At 69.0% G+C, this 18,020-nt stretch carries 13 protein-coding genes; 5 read left to right on the top strand and 8 right to left on the bottom strand.

Features of this window, described 5'->3' with window-relative positions; genetic code table 11:
• Window positions 1-68: 68 nt before the first annotated feature.
• The 6 genes from ASD11_RS17610 to ASD11_RS17580 form a co-directional block, all read right to left on the bottom strand.
• Complete coding sequence (locus ASD11_RS17610) at window positions 69-1,040, bottom strand: NAD-dependent epimerase/dehydratase family protein (protein WP_056290773.1); 972 nt, start codon at window positions 1,038-1,040, stop codon at window positions 69-71.
• Window positions 1,041-1,085: 45 nt separating this feature from the next.
• On the bottom strand, window positions 1,086-2,528 hold the full coding sequence (locus tag ASD11_RS17605; protein ID WP_162246517.1) for a sugar transferase: 1,443 nt from the start codon (window positions 2,526-2,528) through the stop codon (window positions 1,086-1,088).
• A gap of 270 nt (window positions 2,529-2,798) precedes the next feature.
• Window positions 2,799-3,950: an acyl-CoA dehydrogenase family protein gene (locus tag ASD11_RS17600; protein ID WP_056290808.1), complete on the bottom strand. Its 1,152-nt coding sequence runs from the start codon at window positions 3,948-3,950 to the stop codon at window positions 2,799-2,801.
• A gap of 943 nt (window positions 3,951-4,893) precedes the next feature.
• Complete coding sequence (locus ASD11_RS17590) at window positions 4,894-7,584, bottom strand: aminodeoxychorismate synthase component I (protein WP_056290766.1); 2,691 nt, start codon at window positions 7,582-7,584, stop codon at window positions 4,894-4,896.
• Between the two features lie 7 nt (window positions 7,585-7,591).
• A complete protein-coding gene (locus ASD11_RS17585) occupies window positions 7,592-9,607 on the bottom strand; it encodes a DNA polymerase III subunit gamma and tau (RefSeq protein ID WP_056290763.1) in 2,016 nt (671 codons plus the stop codon).
• Window positions 9,608-9,667: 60 nt separating this feature from the next.
• On the bottom strand, window positions 9,668-10,654 hold the full coding sequence (locus ASD11_RS17580; RefSeq protein ID WP_056290761.1) for an alpha/beta hydrolase: 987 nt from the start codon (window positions 10,652-10,654) through the stop codon (window positions 9,668-9,670).
• 30 nt (window positions 10,655-10,684) lie between these two features.
• Between ASD11_RS17580 and ASD11_RS17575 the strand changes: the two genes are divergently transcribed.
• The 3 genes from ASD11_RS17575 (at window position 10,685) to ASD11_RS17565 (ending at window position 14,391) form a co-directional block, all read left to right on the top strand.
• On the top strand, window positions 10,685-11,989 hold the full coding sequence (locus ASD11_RS17575) for a threonine/serine ThrE exporter family protein (RefSeq protein WP_056290758.1): 1,305 nt from the start codon (window positions 10,685-10,687) through the stop codon (window positions 11,987-11,989).
• Between the two features lie 131 nt (window positions 11,990-12,120).
• Window positions 12,121-13,275 (top strand): acyl-CoA dehydrogenase family protein, encoded by a 1,155-nt coding sequence (locus ASD11_RS17570; protein ID WP_056290755.1) that lies wholly within the window; start codon window positions 12,121-12,123, stop codon window positions 13,273-13,275.
• Window positions 13,276-13,284: 9 nt separating this feature from the next.
• Complete coding sequence (locus ASD11_RS17565; protein ID WP_056290753.1) at window positions 13,285-14,391, top strand: acyl-CoA dehydrogenase family protein; 1,107 nt, start codon at window positions 13,285-13,287, stop codon at window positions 14,389-14,391.
• Between the two features lie 76 nt (window positions 14,392-14,467).
• On the opposite strand, the gene ASD11_RS17560 is transcribed toward ASD11_RS17565, so the two are convergent.
• The gene (locus ASD11_RS17560) at window positions 14,468-15,949 is read right to left on the bottom strand and encodes a SulP family inorganic anion transporter (protein ID WP_056290750.1); all 1,482 of its coding nucleotides are present in this window, start codon (window positions 15,947-15,949) and stop codon (window positions 14,468-14,470) included.
• Window positions 15,950-16,022: 73 nt separating this feature from the next.
• On the opposite strand from ASD11_RS17560, the gene ASD11_RS17555 reads away from it, so the two are divergent.
• Entirely contained in the window at window positions 16,023-16,412 is a 390-nt protein-coding gene (locus tag ASD11_RS17555) for a MerR family transcriptional regulator (RefSeq protein ID WP_056290749.1), read from the top strand.
• 74 nt (window positions 16,413-16,486) lie between these two features.
• Window positions 16,487-16,654: a hypothetical protein gene (locus ASD11_RS18325; RefSeq protein ID WP_156464877.1), complete on the top strand. Its 168-nt coding sequence runs from the start codon at window positions 16,487-16,489 to the stop codon at window positions 16,652-16,654.
• 25 nt (window positions 16,655-16,679) lie between these two features.
• Here the strand turns inward: ASD11_RS18325 and ASD11_RS17550 are convergent, their stop codons facing one another.
• A complete protein-coding gene (locus tag ASD11_RS17550; protein ID WP_056290746.1) occupies window positions 16,680-17,912 on the bottom strand; it encodes an MFS transporter in 1,233 nt (410 codons plus the stop codon).
• Window positions 17,913-18,020 lie beyond the last annotated feature (108 nt).

Here is an 18,020-nt window from a genome sequence, read left to right as displayed (position 1 = left end):
CCCGCCGGCGCCTGTCACCAGAACTGTCATTTCGATCCTTTGTCTAGTCGCTTATAGATGATTGCGTGTCAGAGCGAAGTGGCCGGCGTGACATCCACGCCCCACTGATCCACGGCCCAGCCATAGTGACGCTCAAGCCCCTCACGAAGGTCGACCTCCGCCTTCCACCCGAGATCAGACTCGATCAACGAGGTTGAGCCTCGTGTCACGCGCACGTCACCAGCCACGGACGGCTGATACTCGACGAGCAGATCCTTCTGAGACATCTCCTCAATCAATGCAAGTACTTCGCGAACAGAAACGTTACTTCCGCCCGCGACGTTATAGACCGAGCCCGGACGAACTTCGGCACGAGCTGCCGTCACGTTGGCCCGGACGATGTCGTCAACGAACGTGAAGTCTCGGGTCTGGTGTCCATCGCCGTAGATGTGAATGGGCGTTCCCTCGACTGCGGCGCGCACGAAGCGAGTGAAAGCCATATCCGGCCTCTGGCGAGGTCCGTAGACCGTGAAATAGCGAAGCGAGACGGTCGGGACCCCGAAATTCCGAGCGTACAAACCACACATGTGCTCTGCCGCGAGCTTCGTGACGCCATAAGGACTGAAGGGTCTCGGCATATCGGTCTCCACTGTTGGGAAACGTTCGGCATCCCCGTAGACCGAGGACGAGGATGAGTAGACGAACCGCTGAAGACGGCTCGAACCCTTGGATGCCTCGAGAAGCCACTGCGTGGCCTCGATGTTGGCCGAGACGTAGTCCGCAAAGGTCCGTCCCCAAGACGCGCGTACACCTGGCTGGGCTGCCAAGTGGAAGATCGCGTCGAACTCTTGAATCTCCTCGACCGACAGCGAGCGCACATCGGCGCGTCGGAACTCAAACGCTCCGCCTCCGATGGCGTCGAGGTTGCGCTGCTTCAAGTCGGCGCCGTAATAGTCCGTGAAGGAATCGACCCCGACGACTGAGACTCCAGGCGTCGCTATCAGACTCTCAGCGAGGTTGCTGCCGATGAAACCGGCGACGCCGGTGATGAGCGCGCGCATGACACCTTCTCTATAGGGGAAACGGGACGGTGCTGTCCGGAGGGTTTAGTAAGCGCCGTCCGGACGCACCACGGCCCGGATCGTCTTCCACAAAATGATCAGATCGCCGGTCATCGACCAGTTCTCTACGTAATAGGTATCCAACTGAACTGCGTCCTCCCAGTCCATGTCCGATCGCCCGGAAACCTGCCAAAGGCCGGTCATTCCTGGCAGTACACGGAGGCGTCTGGACGCGATGTCGTCGTACAGATCGACCTCGAACTGACGTTGCGGGCGAGGACCAACCAGACTCATGGTTCCTGCGAGAACGTTGAAGAGCTGAGGGAGCTCATCGATAGAGAAGCGCCTGATGAACCTGCCTACCGGCGTGATTCTGGGGTCATCAACTATCTTGGCCAGCGGCCCCGCCAACGTACCCTGCGCCTCAAGCAGTTCCCCAAGCTCAGCGTCTGAGCCCGAGCGCATCGATCGGAACTTCATCATCCCGAACGGCTTGCCGTCTCGTCCGATACGTTCCTGCCGATAGAGGACCGGGCCTCGACTTGTGAATCGGACGGCAGCAGCAGCGAAGAGCAGAATCGGTGCGGCAACCAGAATGATCATGAGCGCCCCGACCTTGTCGAACAGCGTCTTCGGCCATGCCGCGGCATCCTCGTAGGTCGGCTTGGCGACGTGGAGAAATGGCATGCGCGCAACGGTGCTGAGTTGGATGCGTGAGCCGCTGACGTCTACTACGTTCGGAGCCACAAGCAGATCGATGTCGGCGGCTTCTAGTTGCCATGTCAAGGCCTTCAGGCCCGAGGTTCCGAGATGTTCGGTGTCGGTCACGATCACGATCTCCGCCTCCGCCTGATCAATAGCATCAGCGAGAGTGCTATTGGTTCCCATGACTGGGATAAAGCCATCCCCGGCCTTGAGCGTCTTGCGAAACACGGCCTCAGAGTCCGGGGTCCAGACGCCGGTCACCCGGACACCCGCCACCGGATGTCCGCCTAGCCATCCTGTCAAGGCACTCGCGGACCGAGTGCCCCCAATAACCAGCGCATTGGCGATCATTTCGCCGCGACGACGACGCCGATGTAGGAAGACACGCCACGACTTCCGTCCTAGGAGAACAAGAACGACACCCAACGGAAACGCCACCGCCAGATACCCGCGGGAGCTATCAATCTTGAGCGCTAGGGAGGCGATTGCGAACCAGCCAAAGAAGACAAACGAGGCGCGAACGACCCGCCGGTACTCCTCGATGCCATCGCCGATGATTCGGGTTTCTCTCGTCCGCCCGACATGCAGCGCAACCACCCACCCTGCCGCCAATAGCAGACCGAACGTGGTGTAGTTGACCGAGATAAAGCCGTTGGTCTCCATCCTGGAGTCTCCGAACCAGATAACGGAACTCAGCAGCACGGCGGCGACCAAACAGACCACGTCGGTGACGATCAGCCGGAGAATGTAGGCCGAGTGCCAGCGGGCGATAGTGACGTGCACTTCCTGCTGCTGACCGTGGGAGCCGCTTCTCGCGCGAAATACCTCTGGGAGAACTGTCACCCGTTCACCTCGCTCTGTTGACTCGCCGTTCACCGCATGTACACGTCCAACCCCCTGGCGACAGTAGCGATTGCCGCTTGACTTGGGGAGCGGTTTACGTGAACCCGATGTAACATCGCAAGTCGATTCCGTGACGCAGATGCACAATGAAGGGTTTCCTTCGATTGGCGTCCCGGATCAATGTGACGAAGGACCCGGTTGAATCCTTCCTCATACGAAGGCGTTGATGCCCGTCTCTGCCCGCCCGATCAGGAGCTTCTGCACCTGACTCGTGCCTTCGTAAAGGGTCATCACGCGGGCGTCGCGAAGGAACTTCTGCACCGGGTACTCGTCGATGAAGCCGTAGCCGCCGAAGGCCTGGACCGCGAGGTTCGAGGCGCGGACCGCGGCCTCTGACGCGAACAGCTTGGCCTTGGAGGCGGCCGTGCCGAAGGGCTCGCCGCGCTCGACGAGGTCGGCGGCGCGCCAGGTGAGGAGGCGCGCCGCGTCGGCATCGAGGGAGATGTCGGCGATCATGTCCTGCACCAGCTGGAACGACGCGATGGGCCGGCCGAACTGCTCGCGCACGGTCGTGTACTTCACGACCTCTTCCAGGCAGCCCTGGATGATGCCGGTGCAGCTGGCGGCGATGGTGATGCGCCCCTTGTCCAGCGTCTGCATGGCGATCCGGAAACCGCGGCCCTCTTCACCCAGGAGCGCGTCGGCAGGGACGCGCATGTCCTCGAACGAGAGCGCGGCCGTGGCCTGACCGCGCAGGCCGAGCTTGCCCTTCACCTCGGTGCGACCGAAGCCGGGAGTGTCCGTGGGCACGATGAAGGCCGAGACGCCGCGGGGACCGTCGTCGCTCGTGCGGGCAAAGACCAGGGCGACGTCGGCCCAGGTGCCGTTGGTGATGAAGATCTTGCTGCCGTTGATGACCCACTCGTCGCCCTCGCGGACGGCGCGAGTGGAGAGGTTGCCGGCGTCGGAGCCGTTGCCGGGCTCGGTGAGTCCGAAGCAGCCGAGAGAAGTGCCGGCGGTGATGCCCGGCAGCCAGCGCTGCTTCTGCTCCTCGGTCCCGTGCTCCAGCACCGACTTGCCGAAGAGGCCAGCAGAGACCGAGACGATGCCGCGGATGGAGGAGTCGGCGCGGCCCAGCTCCTCGTGAGCCAGGACGTAGGTGATGTAGTCGCCACCCACTCCCCCATACTCCTCGGGGATGGTGAGGCCGAAGAACCCGATCTCGCCGAGCCTGGGAATGATCGCAGTGTCGACCGACTCCCGCCGGTCCCACTCAGCACGGTGAGGAACGACCTCTCGGTCGAGGAACTCCCGCGCAAGCTTCTGGAAGCTGCGCTGCTCGTCGTTCAGGCTCAGGTCCATGGCTCCGATCGTGCCACCCCTGTCGCGACCCTGGAGGTCCTCGCAGAGACTTCCCTCCATGCGACGCTCCGGCCTCTATTGCTGCTTGACCGCTTCGCCTTGACAGTCGCCAGCGGATTTCGTGGCAATTTGCTCATTCTCTTGCGGAATCGACAGTTGAAGGTTCATCCTTGGGAACAGATGCGCGGGAGCCGCATCTTGGTCAGGGAGGGCCACATGTTGCATTCACGCACGCTCACGCCCGAAGGGCGCTTGTCCTGCTGCGGCGTCTCGCCGCTGATGATGCCGCTCAACGATCGCGTCGCTGGCGAGCACGACGAGGTGACGTGCGCCGAGCACGGCCACGTCAACAGCCACGCACGTAGAGGAAATCTCTGCGTGGTGTCCTGACCAGGTCATCGCGACCGGGTCGACCAGCGGTGGTCTGATCCGCCCAGGACCAGCGCAGCTGCGTCCGTCAGCGTCTTCGTCGTGCCGTGGGTCCATCAGAGAACTCACGGCCGCCGGGCTACCTGGGGCGTTGCCGTGGCGAGACTGCCGGGCTGGGAACGGCCCGGCCATGGAAGCCCTGACGGTGCGGGCACCTGGTGCCGTGGCGAAGCCAGCAACGGGTCCGTGACCGGTGCCAACGTCGTCGAAGAGTCATGAATCCATGGTGTGGCGGACCTGACCGCGGCGGCAATGTCATGGCGGACACACCGCCCGCACGAGCGATCCGATCAGGGAGGCGCTCCCCTCCAGGAATCCCCGCAGCTGAGACAGGCGAACGAATGGGTGGACACGCCTCGGTGGGTCTCCGCCTCGACCTGGGGGTGACCACAGGCCGGCTCGCCGGCTCGGATCCAGGCCACGCGGCTTTCCCACACGTCGGTGAACTCCACCATGGCCACCGAGACTAGGAAAGCGATGTTGCCGTGACAGGCGGCTCCGCAAGAAGAAGAGGTTACGCCTCGTCGTTTCCAGCGGGACCGGTGCCGGCCGAGCCCAGGAAGGTGGCCAGGAGCTCGTGGCCATGGCTCGTCAGGATGGACTCGGGGTGCCACTGGACACCCTCGACCGGGCGGTCGCGGTGGCGCAGGCCCATGACCACACCGCCCGCGGTGCGACTCACGACCTGCAGCTCGGGCGGAAGCGTGGCCTCGTCGACCACCAGCGAGTGGTAGCGCGCCACGACGAGCGGGGTGGGCAGGCCGGCATGCAGGCCGAGACCGTCGTGGTGGACGAGCGACGGCTTGCCGTGCACCACCTCGGCGGCCCGGACGACGTGGGCACCGTGGGCCTCGGCGATGGCCTGGTGGCCGAGGCAGACGCCGAGCAGCGGGACCTCCGGCGGCAGCGCGCGGACGAGCGGGACGCACAGTCCGGCGTCGGCCGGGGTTCCAGGCCCGGGTGAGAGGACCACGTGCGTGAAGTCTCCGCGCAGCAGCTCCTGGAGGCTGGTCTCGTCGTTGCGCACCACCTCGGCCTGCGCCCCCAGCTCGCGGACGTACTGCACGAGGTTGAAGACGAACGAGTCGTAGTTGTCGACGAAGAGGACCCGCGCCTGCCCACCCGACCGAACGGTGGGCCCTCCGCCGAAGGAAGGCCCAGACCCGGGCGCATCCACCGCTCGACGGTCCTGCACGACGTTCGGTGGAAGATCCGCCGCCCGGAGGAGGGCGGCGATGGGGCCGGAGGTCCAGCTGCCGACGCCGAGGACCTCGGCCACGGGAACGGCTCCGCGCAAGGCGTTGGCGACGAGCACCTCGCTGGCCCGCTCGAGGTCCGCTGCGGTGAGCCGGCGCTGGTGCACCGGGATGCCGGCGGCCATCAGCCGGTCGACGACCTGGGCACGCATGGTCCCGGGAAGGATCCGTCCGTCGAGGGCGGGAGTGTGCACGCCGTCGTCGTGGACGACGAAGACCGACGCGCGGCCGGCCTCCAGGACCGAGCCGTCGGTGTCGAGCAGGAGGACGTCGTCGGCCGCGCCGTCCCCGACGTGGAGAGCGGCACGGTCGACCCACTTGTGCTCACCCCAGCCACCCGCGACCACGCGAGGCACCAGCCGCCAGGCCGGCGGACCCGCCGTGAGGGGCGCAGCCGTGAGGGGCGCAGCCGTGAGGCTCACCTCGACCTCGACCTTGTCACCGCTGGGCACCGCGTCGACGCGCAGACGGCTCGGCCCTTCGAGACCAGCCGCCTTGCGCCGGACCGCGTCCTCGAGCCCGGCCCGCACGGTCTGCCGGTAGAGCGCTCGCACGCTGGCATCGAGACGGGCGAGGTGCGCGTCGAGGTCGCGGGCCTGTCCGTCGACGACGAGCAGCGTGGTGAAGACGCCTTGGCCGGGGTCGGCGGACCCCGCGACGGGCTGGGTGGCGGACGGGGCGGGCTGCGCCCCGTGGGCCGGCTCATCGGGCAGATCGAGCGTCCCGCCGACGGCCTCCACGAGCGGCCTGGCCTTGACGAGCAGCTCGGCGTACTCCGCCTCCGGCGTGGAGTCGGCCACGATCCCTCCGCCGACACCCAGCCAGATCCGCCCGTCCGACACCTCGAAGGTTCGGATGGCCACGTTGAGCTCGAGTCCGGCGGCGGGACTGACGTGACCGATGGCGCCGGTGTACGTCTCCCGAGCCGTGGGCTCCAAGGACGCAGCGACCTCCATGGCGCGCACCTTGGGTGCACCGGTGACGGATCCTGGGGGGAAGGTGGCCCGCAACAGCTGGGCGTCGGTGACGCCGGGCGGGAGGTGGCTGACGACGTCGGAGACGAGGTGCCAGACCGCGTGCCTCTCCGCCCGGACCAGCGCCGGGACCCGCACGCTGCCGGGCGCGCTCACCCGGCCGAGGTCGTTGCGCATGAGGTCGACGATCATCACGTTCTCGGCGCGGTCCTTGCCCGACGCCTCCAGCTCGGCGGGGTCGGACGTGAGGGGCGCCGTTCCCTTGATGGGCGAGGTGAGGACCTCGTGACCGGTGCGGCGCAGGAACAGCTCGGGCGAGAAGCTGGCCACCGCTCCCTCCGGGGCATCGACGAACGCGGCGTAGGCGGGGTGCAGCGCATCCACCCCGGCGCAGAAGAGCTCGAGGGGGTCTCCAGCGAACGGCGCCTCCAGGCGCGCGCACAGGTTCACCTGGAAGATGTCGCCCGCCCGCACGTGCTCGAGCGCGCGCTCCACGCCGGCCCGATGCCCGGCCGGTGAGGGGGTGAGAACGAAGGCCCCGACCTCGAAGGCTGGACGTCCCGGCTGGAGACCGAGGGTCTCCAGGACGTCGTGGTCGTCGGTGCGGCCCAGGGTCTCGAGCCACCACGTGCCGTTGCTGCGACGCAGGACCCGGTCGTAGAAGCCGATCCGGTGGTCGGGCTGGGGCACGGGACGCGACGCAGGCTCCGGTACCGACTCCACCTGCTGCCCGAGGCGATAGCCCCAGACGCCGATCCAGCCTCCACCGAACGTGCCCGGCGCCTGGACGGGCTCGGTGACGACGTCGTCGAAGGGGTGCTCGGCGAGCCGCACGGGGTCGAAGGCGATGAGCGCCTCGCCGTGGTGCCACGCACCGAGCAGCGCGACGAGCCGCTCGCGCCCCCGGAACAGGCGTAGGACATCGAGCGGCTCGAGGTCGACGTCGAGGCGGACCCGACGCACGGGCGGGGACACGCCCTGGTTACTCGCGGTGCTCGCCAATGACCTTGGCTCCGAGCTCCCGCGAGAGCAGCTGCTCCGGGTCGTCGCCCTGATCGAGGATGGGGTCGTCGGGGTGGGCCCCGGCGTCGGGGTCGTCGGGGACGCGCTCGCCGGCAGGCGCCGCCATGGCCTGGCGCACGGACTCCGGCGCCTTGACGCCCTTGGGCCGGGCCGGCTGCGAGGAGGACGGCTCAGGAGCCTGCTGCACCAGTGCAGGTGCGGAGGCCCCGGACGGGTCGGCGGAGGGATCGACGATGGCCTCGATCTTCCAGCTCACGCCGACCACCTGCTGCAGCGCCTGCTGGACCACCTCGACCGAGCCGCTGCCGAGGAAGGAGTCGCGGGCGCCCGTGTTGACCAGCGCGATGGTGAGGGTGGAGCCCTCCAGCTGGGCGACCTGCGCGTTCTGGCTCAGCATGATCCAGGAGAAGCGGCGCAGTCCCTTGACGACCTCGAGGACCTCGGGCCAGAGCCGCCGGACATCGGCGGTGCCGAGCTGGCCGGGTGCCTGGGCAGCGGGCGGGGCGGGCGCGGGGGGCTGGACGCTCTGGGGTGGTGCGGCCACAGCCGCCTCCCTGCGCTCGTCGGGCGCACCCCCACTCGCTGGGCTCGCGGGAGGGACCCCCGGACCGGCGGAAGGCTGGGGGGCAGGAGCGGGCTCGGCCGCGGGAGCCCGAGGGGCAGGGGTGGGCTCGGGCGCCGAGACCTGGGGGGCCGGAGCGGGCTCGGGCGCCGGGGGCTGGGGAGTGGGTGTGGGCTCGGGCGCGGCGGGCTGGACCGGCCGGGTGTCGACGGGCTGGGCGGGAGCCGGGGTGGGCTCGCCGCCGGCGACGGCGAGCCGCTTCTCGATGCGGTCGAGGCGGGCCGCGAAGCCCTGCGTGGTGTCGTCGGCGCCGGGCACGAGGATGCGCGCGCACATGAGCTCGAGCAGGAGGCGCGGAGCGGTGGCGCCGCGGAACTCCACGAGAGCGGTGTTGACGATGTCGGCCGCGCGCGTGAGCTGGGACGGACCGAAGCCCTTGGCCTGGCTCAGCAGCCGTTCGGCGCGGTCGCCCGGCACCTCGAGCAGACCTGTGCGCAGGGCGTCGGGGACGGCCGTGACGACGATGAGGTCGCGCAGGCGCTGGAGCAGGTCCTCGGCGAAGCGCCGAGGGTCCTGGCCGGACTCGATGATCTTGTCGACGACGCCGAACACCGTGGAGCCGTCGTGCGCGGCGAAGGCGTCGATGGCCTCGTCGAGCAGGGAGTCGGGCGTGTACCCGAGCAGCTGCACGGCGAGCGAGTAGGTGACGCCCTCGGGGCCCGCGCCACCGAGGAGCTGGTCGAGGACGCTGAGCGTGTCTCGGACCGAGCCGGCGCCGGCCCGCACGACGAGCGGCAGCGCCGTGGGCTCGAGCACGACGCCCTCGCTCTGGCACAGCTGGAGCAGGTAGTCGCCCAGGACCTTGGGCGGCACGAGCCGGAACGGGTAGTGATGCGTGCGGGAGCGGATGGTGCCGATGACCTTGTCGGGCTCCGTGGTGGCGAAGATGAACTTGAGGTGCGGCGGGGGCTCCTCGACGAGCTTCAGCAGCGCGTTGAAGCCCTGCGGGGAGACCATGTGAGCCTCATCGATGATGTACACCTTGTAGCGGCTGCTGACCGGCGAGAAGAACGCGCGCTCGCGCAGGTCTCGCGCGTCGTCGACACCACCGTGGCTGGCGGCGTCGATCTCGATGACGTCGACGCTGCCGGGCCCGCCGCGCGCGAGATCGCGGCAGCTCTGGCACTCACCGCACGGGTCGGAGATGGGCGCCTGCTCGCAGTTGAGGGCGCGAGCGAGGATCCGGGCGCTCGTGGTCTTGCCGCAGCCGCGCGGACCGGAGAACAGGTAGGCGTGGTTGACCTTGTTGGCGGCCAGCGCGTGCCGCAGCGGGGTGGTGACGTGATCCTGCCCGATGACCTCGGCGAAGGTCTCCGGCCGGTAGCGGCGGTACAGGGCAAGGGGGGCATCCACGACCCCGAGCCTAGTCGGCACGGCGGACACCCCACACCCATCCCGGGATCGGCCAGGGAATCAGGCCAGGTGGTGACGCGTGAGCCAGCTGTCGACCGTCTCGTAGGCCAGCTTGCGCGGCTCGTCGAGCGACAGGAACAGGTCGTGGCGCCCGTCGGGGATGGGGACGGACTCGACCGGCCCACCGAGGCAGCCGGCCCACCGGGCGATCTGCTTGACGTCGAGCACGACGTCGGCCCGGTCGACCCGCTCGCTCCACTTCCGGGTGAAGTAGCTCTTGTCGGAGCGGAGCACGAGCGACGGCACGCCGACGTCGAGCCCGCGGTGCAGCCGCGCGTGCCCGCGGCGGACCGCGTTGAGCCAGCCGTACGTGACGGGGTAGCCCTCGAGGGGCTTGATGGCGACGTCGTAGTCCCACACCCCGTTGGCTCCGCTGAAGAGGCTGGACCCGTAGGCGTCGGTGAAGGGCAGCTTCATGCGCTCGAACGGACGGACCCGGGCGAGGGCGCGCACCACCTGGGTGCCGACGGTCCGCACCTGCGGCTTGCCCTGCAGGTCGAACCAGGGACTGTTGAGGACGAGACCGCTGATGCCCGCGCCGACGCTGCCGCCGGGCTGCGCGTTGAGCCGGTCGACCCACAGCGGAAGGACGAGCCCGCCGGTGGAGTGCCCCGAGAGCAGCACGGAGGCGTCGGACGTCTCGTGGCGCACGATGGCGAGCGCCTGGCTGAGCTCGGCGTCGTAGAGCGCGAGGTCGGAGACGTAGTGCGGCGTCTGGCCCTCGCGCTTGGAACGGCCGCACTTGCGCAGGTCGAGGGCGTAGAACGCGAAGCCGCGCTCCACGAAGAAGTCGGCCAGCTCCTTCTGGAAGAAGTAGTCGCTGAAGCCGTGGACGTAGATGACGGCCCGCTCCGGCGCCTTCTTGCCCGTCCACGTCCGACGCACGAGGGTCGCGACGATCTCGCCCTGTCCGTCGGGGTCGTCGCCCAGCTCGAGGACCTGCTGCTCGTAGCCCTCACCGAGGACGTCTTCCTGCCACTTCGCCATGGCTTGAGGATAGCCACCACACTGGTGGTGATGTCTGAGATCCTCGACCGCCAACGCACCCTCGACCTCGCCCTGCGCGTGGGCGAGATGTTGTTGTCCAACGGCGCCGGCGCCGCCGACGTGACCGCCACGATGTCATCCGTCGCGCACCACCTCGGCCTGCGGTCGACGCTCGTCGACGTGACGTTCACGACGGTCACGATCAGCCACCAGACCGCCATCGACGAGCCCGCGCTCTCCATGACGCGCCACGTCAACCAGCGCGAGACCGACTTCGCCGACCTCACCGCCGTCGACCACGTCGTGGCGCTGCTCCTCGCCGACGAGATCGACCGTGAGGAGGCGGCGTCCCGCATCGCGCAGATCTCGTCGTCGGGCCACCCGCGACCCCGCTGGGCCATCACGATCGGCTGGGGCGTCTCCGGCGCCGGGGTCGCGCTGCTCCTCGGCGGCGACTGGATCGTGCTCCTCATCGCCGCCATCGCAGGGTCGGCCGTGGAGATCCTGCAGCGCAAGATCGCCCGGCTGCGTCTCCCGTTCTTCTACTCGCAGGCGGCCGGCGGGCTCCTGGGCACGCTCATCGCCGTGGCCGTCGCCGCGGTCGACGTGCCGGTCAACCCGTCCATCGTCGTGACCGCCGGCATCATCATGCTGCTCGCCGGCCTCGGGTTCATCGGCGCGTTCCAGGACGCGCTCACCGGCTTCTACATCACGGCCAACGCCCGCATCCTCGAGGTCGTGATCGCCACGGTGGGCATCATCGTCGGGGTCTCGGCGGGCCTGAGCATCGGCAGCTGGATGGGGGTCGACGTGCGCATCGACCCCGGCGCCACGGGGCTGTCCGACCTCCCGGCCATCATCACCGGGGCTGCCATCACGGCGGCAGGGTTCGCGTTCACCGCCTACTCCCCCGCCCGGGCCATCGCACCCATCGCGACCATCGGCGCAGGGGCCTCGGCGGTCTACGCCGTGCTGCTCCAGCACGAGGTCGGCCGAGCCGCTGCGGCCGGCGTCGCCGCCACGCTCATCGGCCTGGTCAGCTACGCCGCGGCCCGCTGGGCCCGCGTCCCACCGCTCGTCATCATCGTCGCGGGCATCGTCCCGCTGCTGCCAGGCCTCTCCATCTACAAGTCGCTCGCGCTCCTGGCCCAGGACGACTACGCGGGGCTGCTCGCCATGATCACGGCCGTGGGCGTGGCCATCGCGCTCTCGTCGGGCGCGATCCTGGGCGAGTACATCGCGCAGCCACTGCGCCGCGAGGCCCGCCGTCTCGAGCAGCGCCTCGCCGGGCCGCGCCTCGTCGGTCCGTTCCGCGCGCGGTCCAAGCGCCGCTGAGCGCCGGACGGGCCGGGGTGGTCTCGCAGGTTCGGCGGCCCTCGCCGTGCGGACGAGGCGGACCGTGACACCATCGGTGTCACCGGGATCCGGCACGTGCTATCAAGGAACCCCACCCTGCGAGGAGACCCATGAAGCTTCGCCTGTCCGACGAGGACGCCGCCTTCCGCGAGGAGATGCGTACCTTCTTCACGACGCAGATCCCGCAAGACATCCGAGACACCGTGGCCGCGCGCCGCGAGCTCTCCAAGGAACAGATCGTCGAGTCCCAGCGCGTGATGAACGCCGCCGGCCTCGCCGTGCCGAACTGGCCGGTGGAGTGGGGCGGCAAGGACTGGACCCCGCTGCAGCGCCACCTGTGGCACGAGGAGATGCAGCTGGCCGCCGTGCCCGCGCCGCTCGCGTTCAACGCCTCCATGGTCGGGCCGGTCATCGCCGCGTTCGGCTCGCAGGAGATCAAGGAGCGCTTCCTTCCCGCCACGGCCAACCTCGACATCTGGTGGTCGCAGGGCTTCTCCGAGCCCGACGCCGGCTCCGACCTCGCGTCGCTGCGCACCACCGCCGTCCGTGAGGGCGACGAGTACGTCGTGAACGGGCAGAAGACCTGGACCACGCTCGGCCAGTACGGCGACTGGATCTTCACGCTCGTGCGCACCGACCCCTCGGTGAAGAAGCAGGCCGGCATCTCCTTCCTGCTCATCGACATGACGTCGCCGGGCCTCACCGTGCGCCCCATCGAGCTCATCGACGGCGGCCACGAGGTCAACGAGGTGTTCTTCGAGGACGTCCGCGTCCCCGTCGAGAACCTCGTGGGCGAGGAGAACAAGGGCTGGGACTACGCCAAGTTCCTGCTCGGCAACGAGCGCGTGGGCGTGGCGCCGGTCGGCTCCACCAAGCGCATCCTGGCCGAGGCCAAGGAGATCGCGGGCGACCGCATCGCCCAGGAGCCGCTGCTCGCGGCTCGCGTCGCCGAGCTGGAGAACGAGCTGTTGGCCCTCGAGCTCACGGCGCTGCGCGTCGTGGCCCACTCCGCCGACGGGAAGCCGCACCCGGCCTCCTCCGTGCTCAAGCTCAAGGGCACCGAGCTGCAGCAGGCCGTCACCGAGCTCGTCGTCGATCTCGCCGGGCCGCTCTCGCTCGCGTCCGGCGCCGGCGAGGGCTCCGACGTCCCCGACTGGGCGCGCGTGGCCACCCCGCAGTACCTCAACTACCGGAAGGCCTCCATCTACGGCGGCTCCAACGAGGTACAGCGTCAGATCATCTCCAAGACCATCCTGGGACTGTGAGGAAGAGCCATGGACTTCACTCTTGACTCCGAGACCGAGGCTCTCCGCGACGCCGTGCGCGGGCTCATCGGCAAGGCGTACGACTCTTCCGAGACCCGGCGCGAGGTCACCAAGACCGACCCCGGCTTCGGCGAGAAGACCTGGCAGCGTCTCGCGGAGATGGGTGTCCTCGGACTCCCCTTCAGCGAGGAGGACGGCGGCACCGGTGCCGGTCCCGTCGAGGTGTCGGTGGTGGCCGAGGAGCTCGGGCGCGTCATCGCCCCCGAGCCGGTCATCGAGACCCTGCTGGCCGGCGGGCTGGTCGCCGACCTCGGCTCCGACGAGCAGCGCGCCGACATCATCGGCCCCATCTCCGAGGGCCAGCTCGTGGTGGCCTTCGCGCACCTCGACCTGGGCGAGGCCGTCACGGCCTCGGGCTCGGGCGACTCCTGGACGCTGACCGGCGTCAAGGAGCCGGTGCTGCACGGTGCTCGCGCCGACCGCCTCGTGGTCACCGCCATCACCGAGGCCGGCGTGGGCGTCTTCCTCGTCGACCCCGCCGACGCCGACATCACCGGCTATCGGACCTTCGACGGTGGACGCGCTGCTCGCATCGCGTTCAGCGGCACGGCGGCCACCCCGTTGGGTGACCCGTCGGCCGACGCGTCCGACGCCGTGGCCAAGGCCGTGGCGCGCGCCCAGATCGCCTACTGCCACGAGGCCGTGGGCGCCATGGAGACGGCGCTGCGCACCACCACCGAGTACCTCAAGACGCGCAAGCAGTTCGGCGTCCCGCTCAACACGTTCCAGGCGCTCACGTTCCGCGCGGCCGACATGTACGTGTCGCTCGAGCTGGCCAAGAGCGCCACGGCGTGGGCCACGCTCGTCCTGGCTGACGCTCCTGAGCGTGCGGTCGAGGCGGCCTCGCGGGCCAAGCTGCAGGTGGCGCGTTCCGGCCGTCACATCGGTCAGGAAGCCATCCAGCTCCACGGTGGCATCGGCATGACGGCCGAGTACTCCGTCGGCCACTACATGAGCCGCCTCACGGCCATCAACCACTACCTGGGCGATGCCGACGACCACGTGGCCAGCCTGTCCGCCGGTCTGCGGGAGTACGGAACCGTCGACCCGCTCTGACGGACCTTCGCGAAATGTGACGGCCCCACCCGATCCCAGCCCGGGATCGAGTGGGGCCGTCACACGTCTGCCACGACTAGTGGCTGCCGAGTTGGCCGGTCAGGCGTGCGTGCCGCTCGGCGCTCGCCGCGTCCAGGCCGACGATGGTTACGCGCTTGCCCTTGCGCTCGTACTTGGTCGTGATCGCGTCGAGCGACGCCACGGTGGACGCGTCCCAGACGTGCGCGTCGGCCATGTCGATGACGACGCACTCGGGGTCGGCCGCGTACTCGAACTGCGTGTAGAGGTCGTTGCTGGAGGCGAAGAAGAACTCGCCGGTCACGTGGTAGGTCGCAGTGGTCACACCGTGCTCGTCGGTCGAGAGCGACCGACGGGTCTCGGTGAGGTGGGCGACGCGACGGGCGAAGAGCGTCATGGCCACCAGCACCCCGACCCCGACGCCGATCGCGAGGTTGTGGGTGGCCACCGTGACCACCACGGTGGCCAGCATGACCGCCGTCTCGCTGCGCGGCATCCGCCGCAGCGTGGCCGGGCGGATCGAGTGCCAGTCGAAGGTGCCCACCGAGACCATCACCATGACGGCCACGAGGGCGGCCATCGGGATGATCGCCACGACGTCTCCGAAGCCGACCACCAGGACCAGCAGGAGGACACCGGCCAGGAAGGTCGAGAGACGGGTCCTGGCACCCGAGACCTTCACGTTGATCATCGTCTGACCGATCATCGCGCAGCCGCCCATGCCGCCGAAGAAGCCGGTGATGATGTTCGCAGCGCCCTGGCCCCACGTCTCGCGGGTCTTGTCGGAGGGGGAGTCGGTGATGTCGTCGACGAGCTTGGCGGTGAGCAGCGACTCCAGGATGCCCACGAGGGCCATGGCGATGGCGTAGGGGGCGATGATCTTGAGCGTCTCGAGCGACAGGGGGACGTCGGGCAGGAACCACGCCGGAAGGCTGTCCGGCAGGGCGCCCTCGTCGCCGACGTCGGGGACGTCGACCGCACTGACGACCGTGAAGGCGGTCAGCGCCACGATGGCGACCAGGGGCGCGGGGACGACCGCGCTGATGCGGGGGAACCCGACGATGACGGCGATGCCGATCGCGATCATCGGGTAGACCGCCCACGGGACGTCGACCATGTGGTCGACCTGTGCCTCGAAGATCAGGATGGCCAGGGCGTTGACGAAGCCGACCATGACCGAGCGCGGGATGAACCGCATGAGCCTGGCCACCCCGGCCAGCGCCAGCAGGACCTGGATGACGCCACCGAGCAGGACCGTGGCGATCAGGAAGTCGTAGCCGTGCTCCTTCATCACCGGCGCCACGACGAGCGCGACGGCCCCGGTGGCGGCCGAGATCATCGCCGGGCGGCCGCCCAGGAACGAGATGGCCACCGCCATGGTGAACGAGGCGAACAGCCCCACCTGCGGGTCGACGCCCGCGATGATCGAGAAGGAGATGGCCTCTGGGATGAGCGCGAGGGCCACGACGAGCCCCGCCAGGACCTCGGTGCGCAGGAGGGCGGGCGAGCGGAACGCGTCGCGGACGGTCGGCTCGGGCATACTGGTCACGATGCCCCACCCTACCCTGACGTAAGGGTAGAGTTGTCCCGGCCCGAGCGTGAGAGGGACCACCATGACCCAGGCCATGCACATCGGCGAGGTCGCCGCACGCACCGACCTCTCGATCAGGAGCCTGCGGCACTGGGAGGAGGTCGGGCTCCTCACGCCGTCCGGTCGGACCGACGGAGGCTTCCGTCTCTACACCGAGGACGACGTGGAGAGGATCCTCCTCGTCCGCCGCATGAAGCCGCTCGGGTTCTCGCTGGACGAGATGAAGGTGGCCTTGACGCACCTCGAGGCCCTCCGCCGTCGCGAGACGACGCCGACGGAGCGTGACCGCGCCCTCGAGCACTTGGCCGCCGTCAAGGACGACGCCTCCGAGCGCCGCAAGAAGCTCGTCCGTCAGCTCGACATGGCCGACGAGTTCATCGGCATCCTGGAGCGGCAGACCGCGCGACCCTGACCGCGAAGCGACGTTTCGGCCACCTCCGTCCCGGGTAGGTGGACCTCGAGGCGTCGAGACGATCGGGGGATCACATGGACGCGCACGGCAGCACCACCGAGACGGGCCGGCGCGGGCCGCGCAGCCCGCAGGTCCGGTCCCGGGTCGAGGCTTCCGCCACGCCCCTCGACCCCGACCGCCTCCGCTCGCGGACCCTGGCCAAGGCCCGCGCGGCAGGACTGCTGCACGCGCGAGCCGCCTGAGCCGCGCTCGGGAGCGGCCCGAACCTCACACAGGCTCGGCGTCGGCCAGGTCGGTGAGTCGGCGGACCCTGCTGGCCACCAGCCACAACGGCGCAGCCAGACACAGCGCACTCGTGACCCACAACGCGGCGTGGATGCTGACGAGAGACGCGACGACACCGGCGAAGATCGCGCCCACGGGCGAGGCTCCCCACGACACGAACCGCACCGTGGCCATCACGCGAGCCAGCAGCGTCTCTGGCGTCTCCGTCTGTCGATGGGTCCTCGTCACGACACTGCCCACCACCACGCCGGCGGCGAAACCGGCGTTGCCGACGGCGAAGAGAGCCATGCCGAGGTAGCCCTGGCCCAGCGGCATGAGCAGCGCCATGAGCCCGCCTGCGATCGTGGCCACGATCATGGCCCGCGCCGTGCCCCCGGTCCTGCGCACGAGACGCGTCGTGAAGGTCGCCCCGATGAGCGTGCCCAGTCCGTCGGTCGCGATCAGCACGCCGACGACGACGGGAGAGGCATCAAGGACCCTCACCAGGTAGAGCGGTGTGATGGCCAGCAGGGCACCACACGCGAAGTTCGTGACCGTGGCCCACCCCACGCAAGGGAACATCACGGGGTGGCGGCGAACGAAGCTCCAACCCTCCGCGATGGCCGCCCACATGGGCGCCGGGGGGCCCTGCGGCGCTCGCCGTTCAGGAAGACTACGCAGCAGGACGGCGCTCACCAGATAGCTCACGACGTCGAACAGCAGCGTCGGGATCGCACCGATCCCCTGGACCAGGAGACCGGCCACCGACGGTGCACCCATCTGGGTCGCCGCCTGGGTGCCGGAGACGAGACTGTTGCGGGCCGTGAGCTCCTCCCGACTCACGATGGCCGGCAGGAACGTCGAGTTGCCGACGTCGAACAGCACCGTGGCGCACCCCACCACCACCGCCACCGCGATGAGGTGCCCCACGGTCAACGCGTCGAACGCATAGGCCAGCGGGATCGTGACGATGGCGACGGCGCGGACGAGGTCGGTGCCCACCTGGACGGCCCGCAGCGGCAACCGCTGGACGATCACGCCCGACGGAAGACCCAGCACCACCCAGCCGAAGTAGCCGGCGGCGCTCAGGAGGCTCACCTCGAACGCACTGGCGTCGAGCAGACTCACGGCGATCAGAGGGAAGGCCACCAGCGTGAGTCCAGAACCGAACTGGCTCGTCGTGGTCGCACTCCAGAACGTCCAGAAGGTCCTGCTGGAGCTGTGCTGCGTGGTCATGTGACGTTCTCCCCCGAGATGTCCATCGATGACGGTGGCGCGGCGGCCCCAGGCCGGTCGCGCGGTCAGTCGTTTCTATCAGATCGATGTTCCGCCGCGCCCTCGCGC

Origin of the sequence: Aeromicrobium sp. Root495, assembly GCF_001426755.1 — a bacterium.
Classification (GTDB): domain Bacteria; phylum Actinomycetota; class Actinomycetes; order Propionibacteriales; family Nocardioidaceae; genus Aeromicrobium.
Note: the sequence above shows the minus strand (reverse complement) of the source record. Positions and strands in the feature narration are given on the sequence as shown.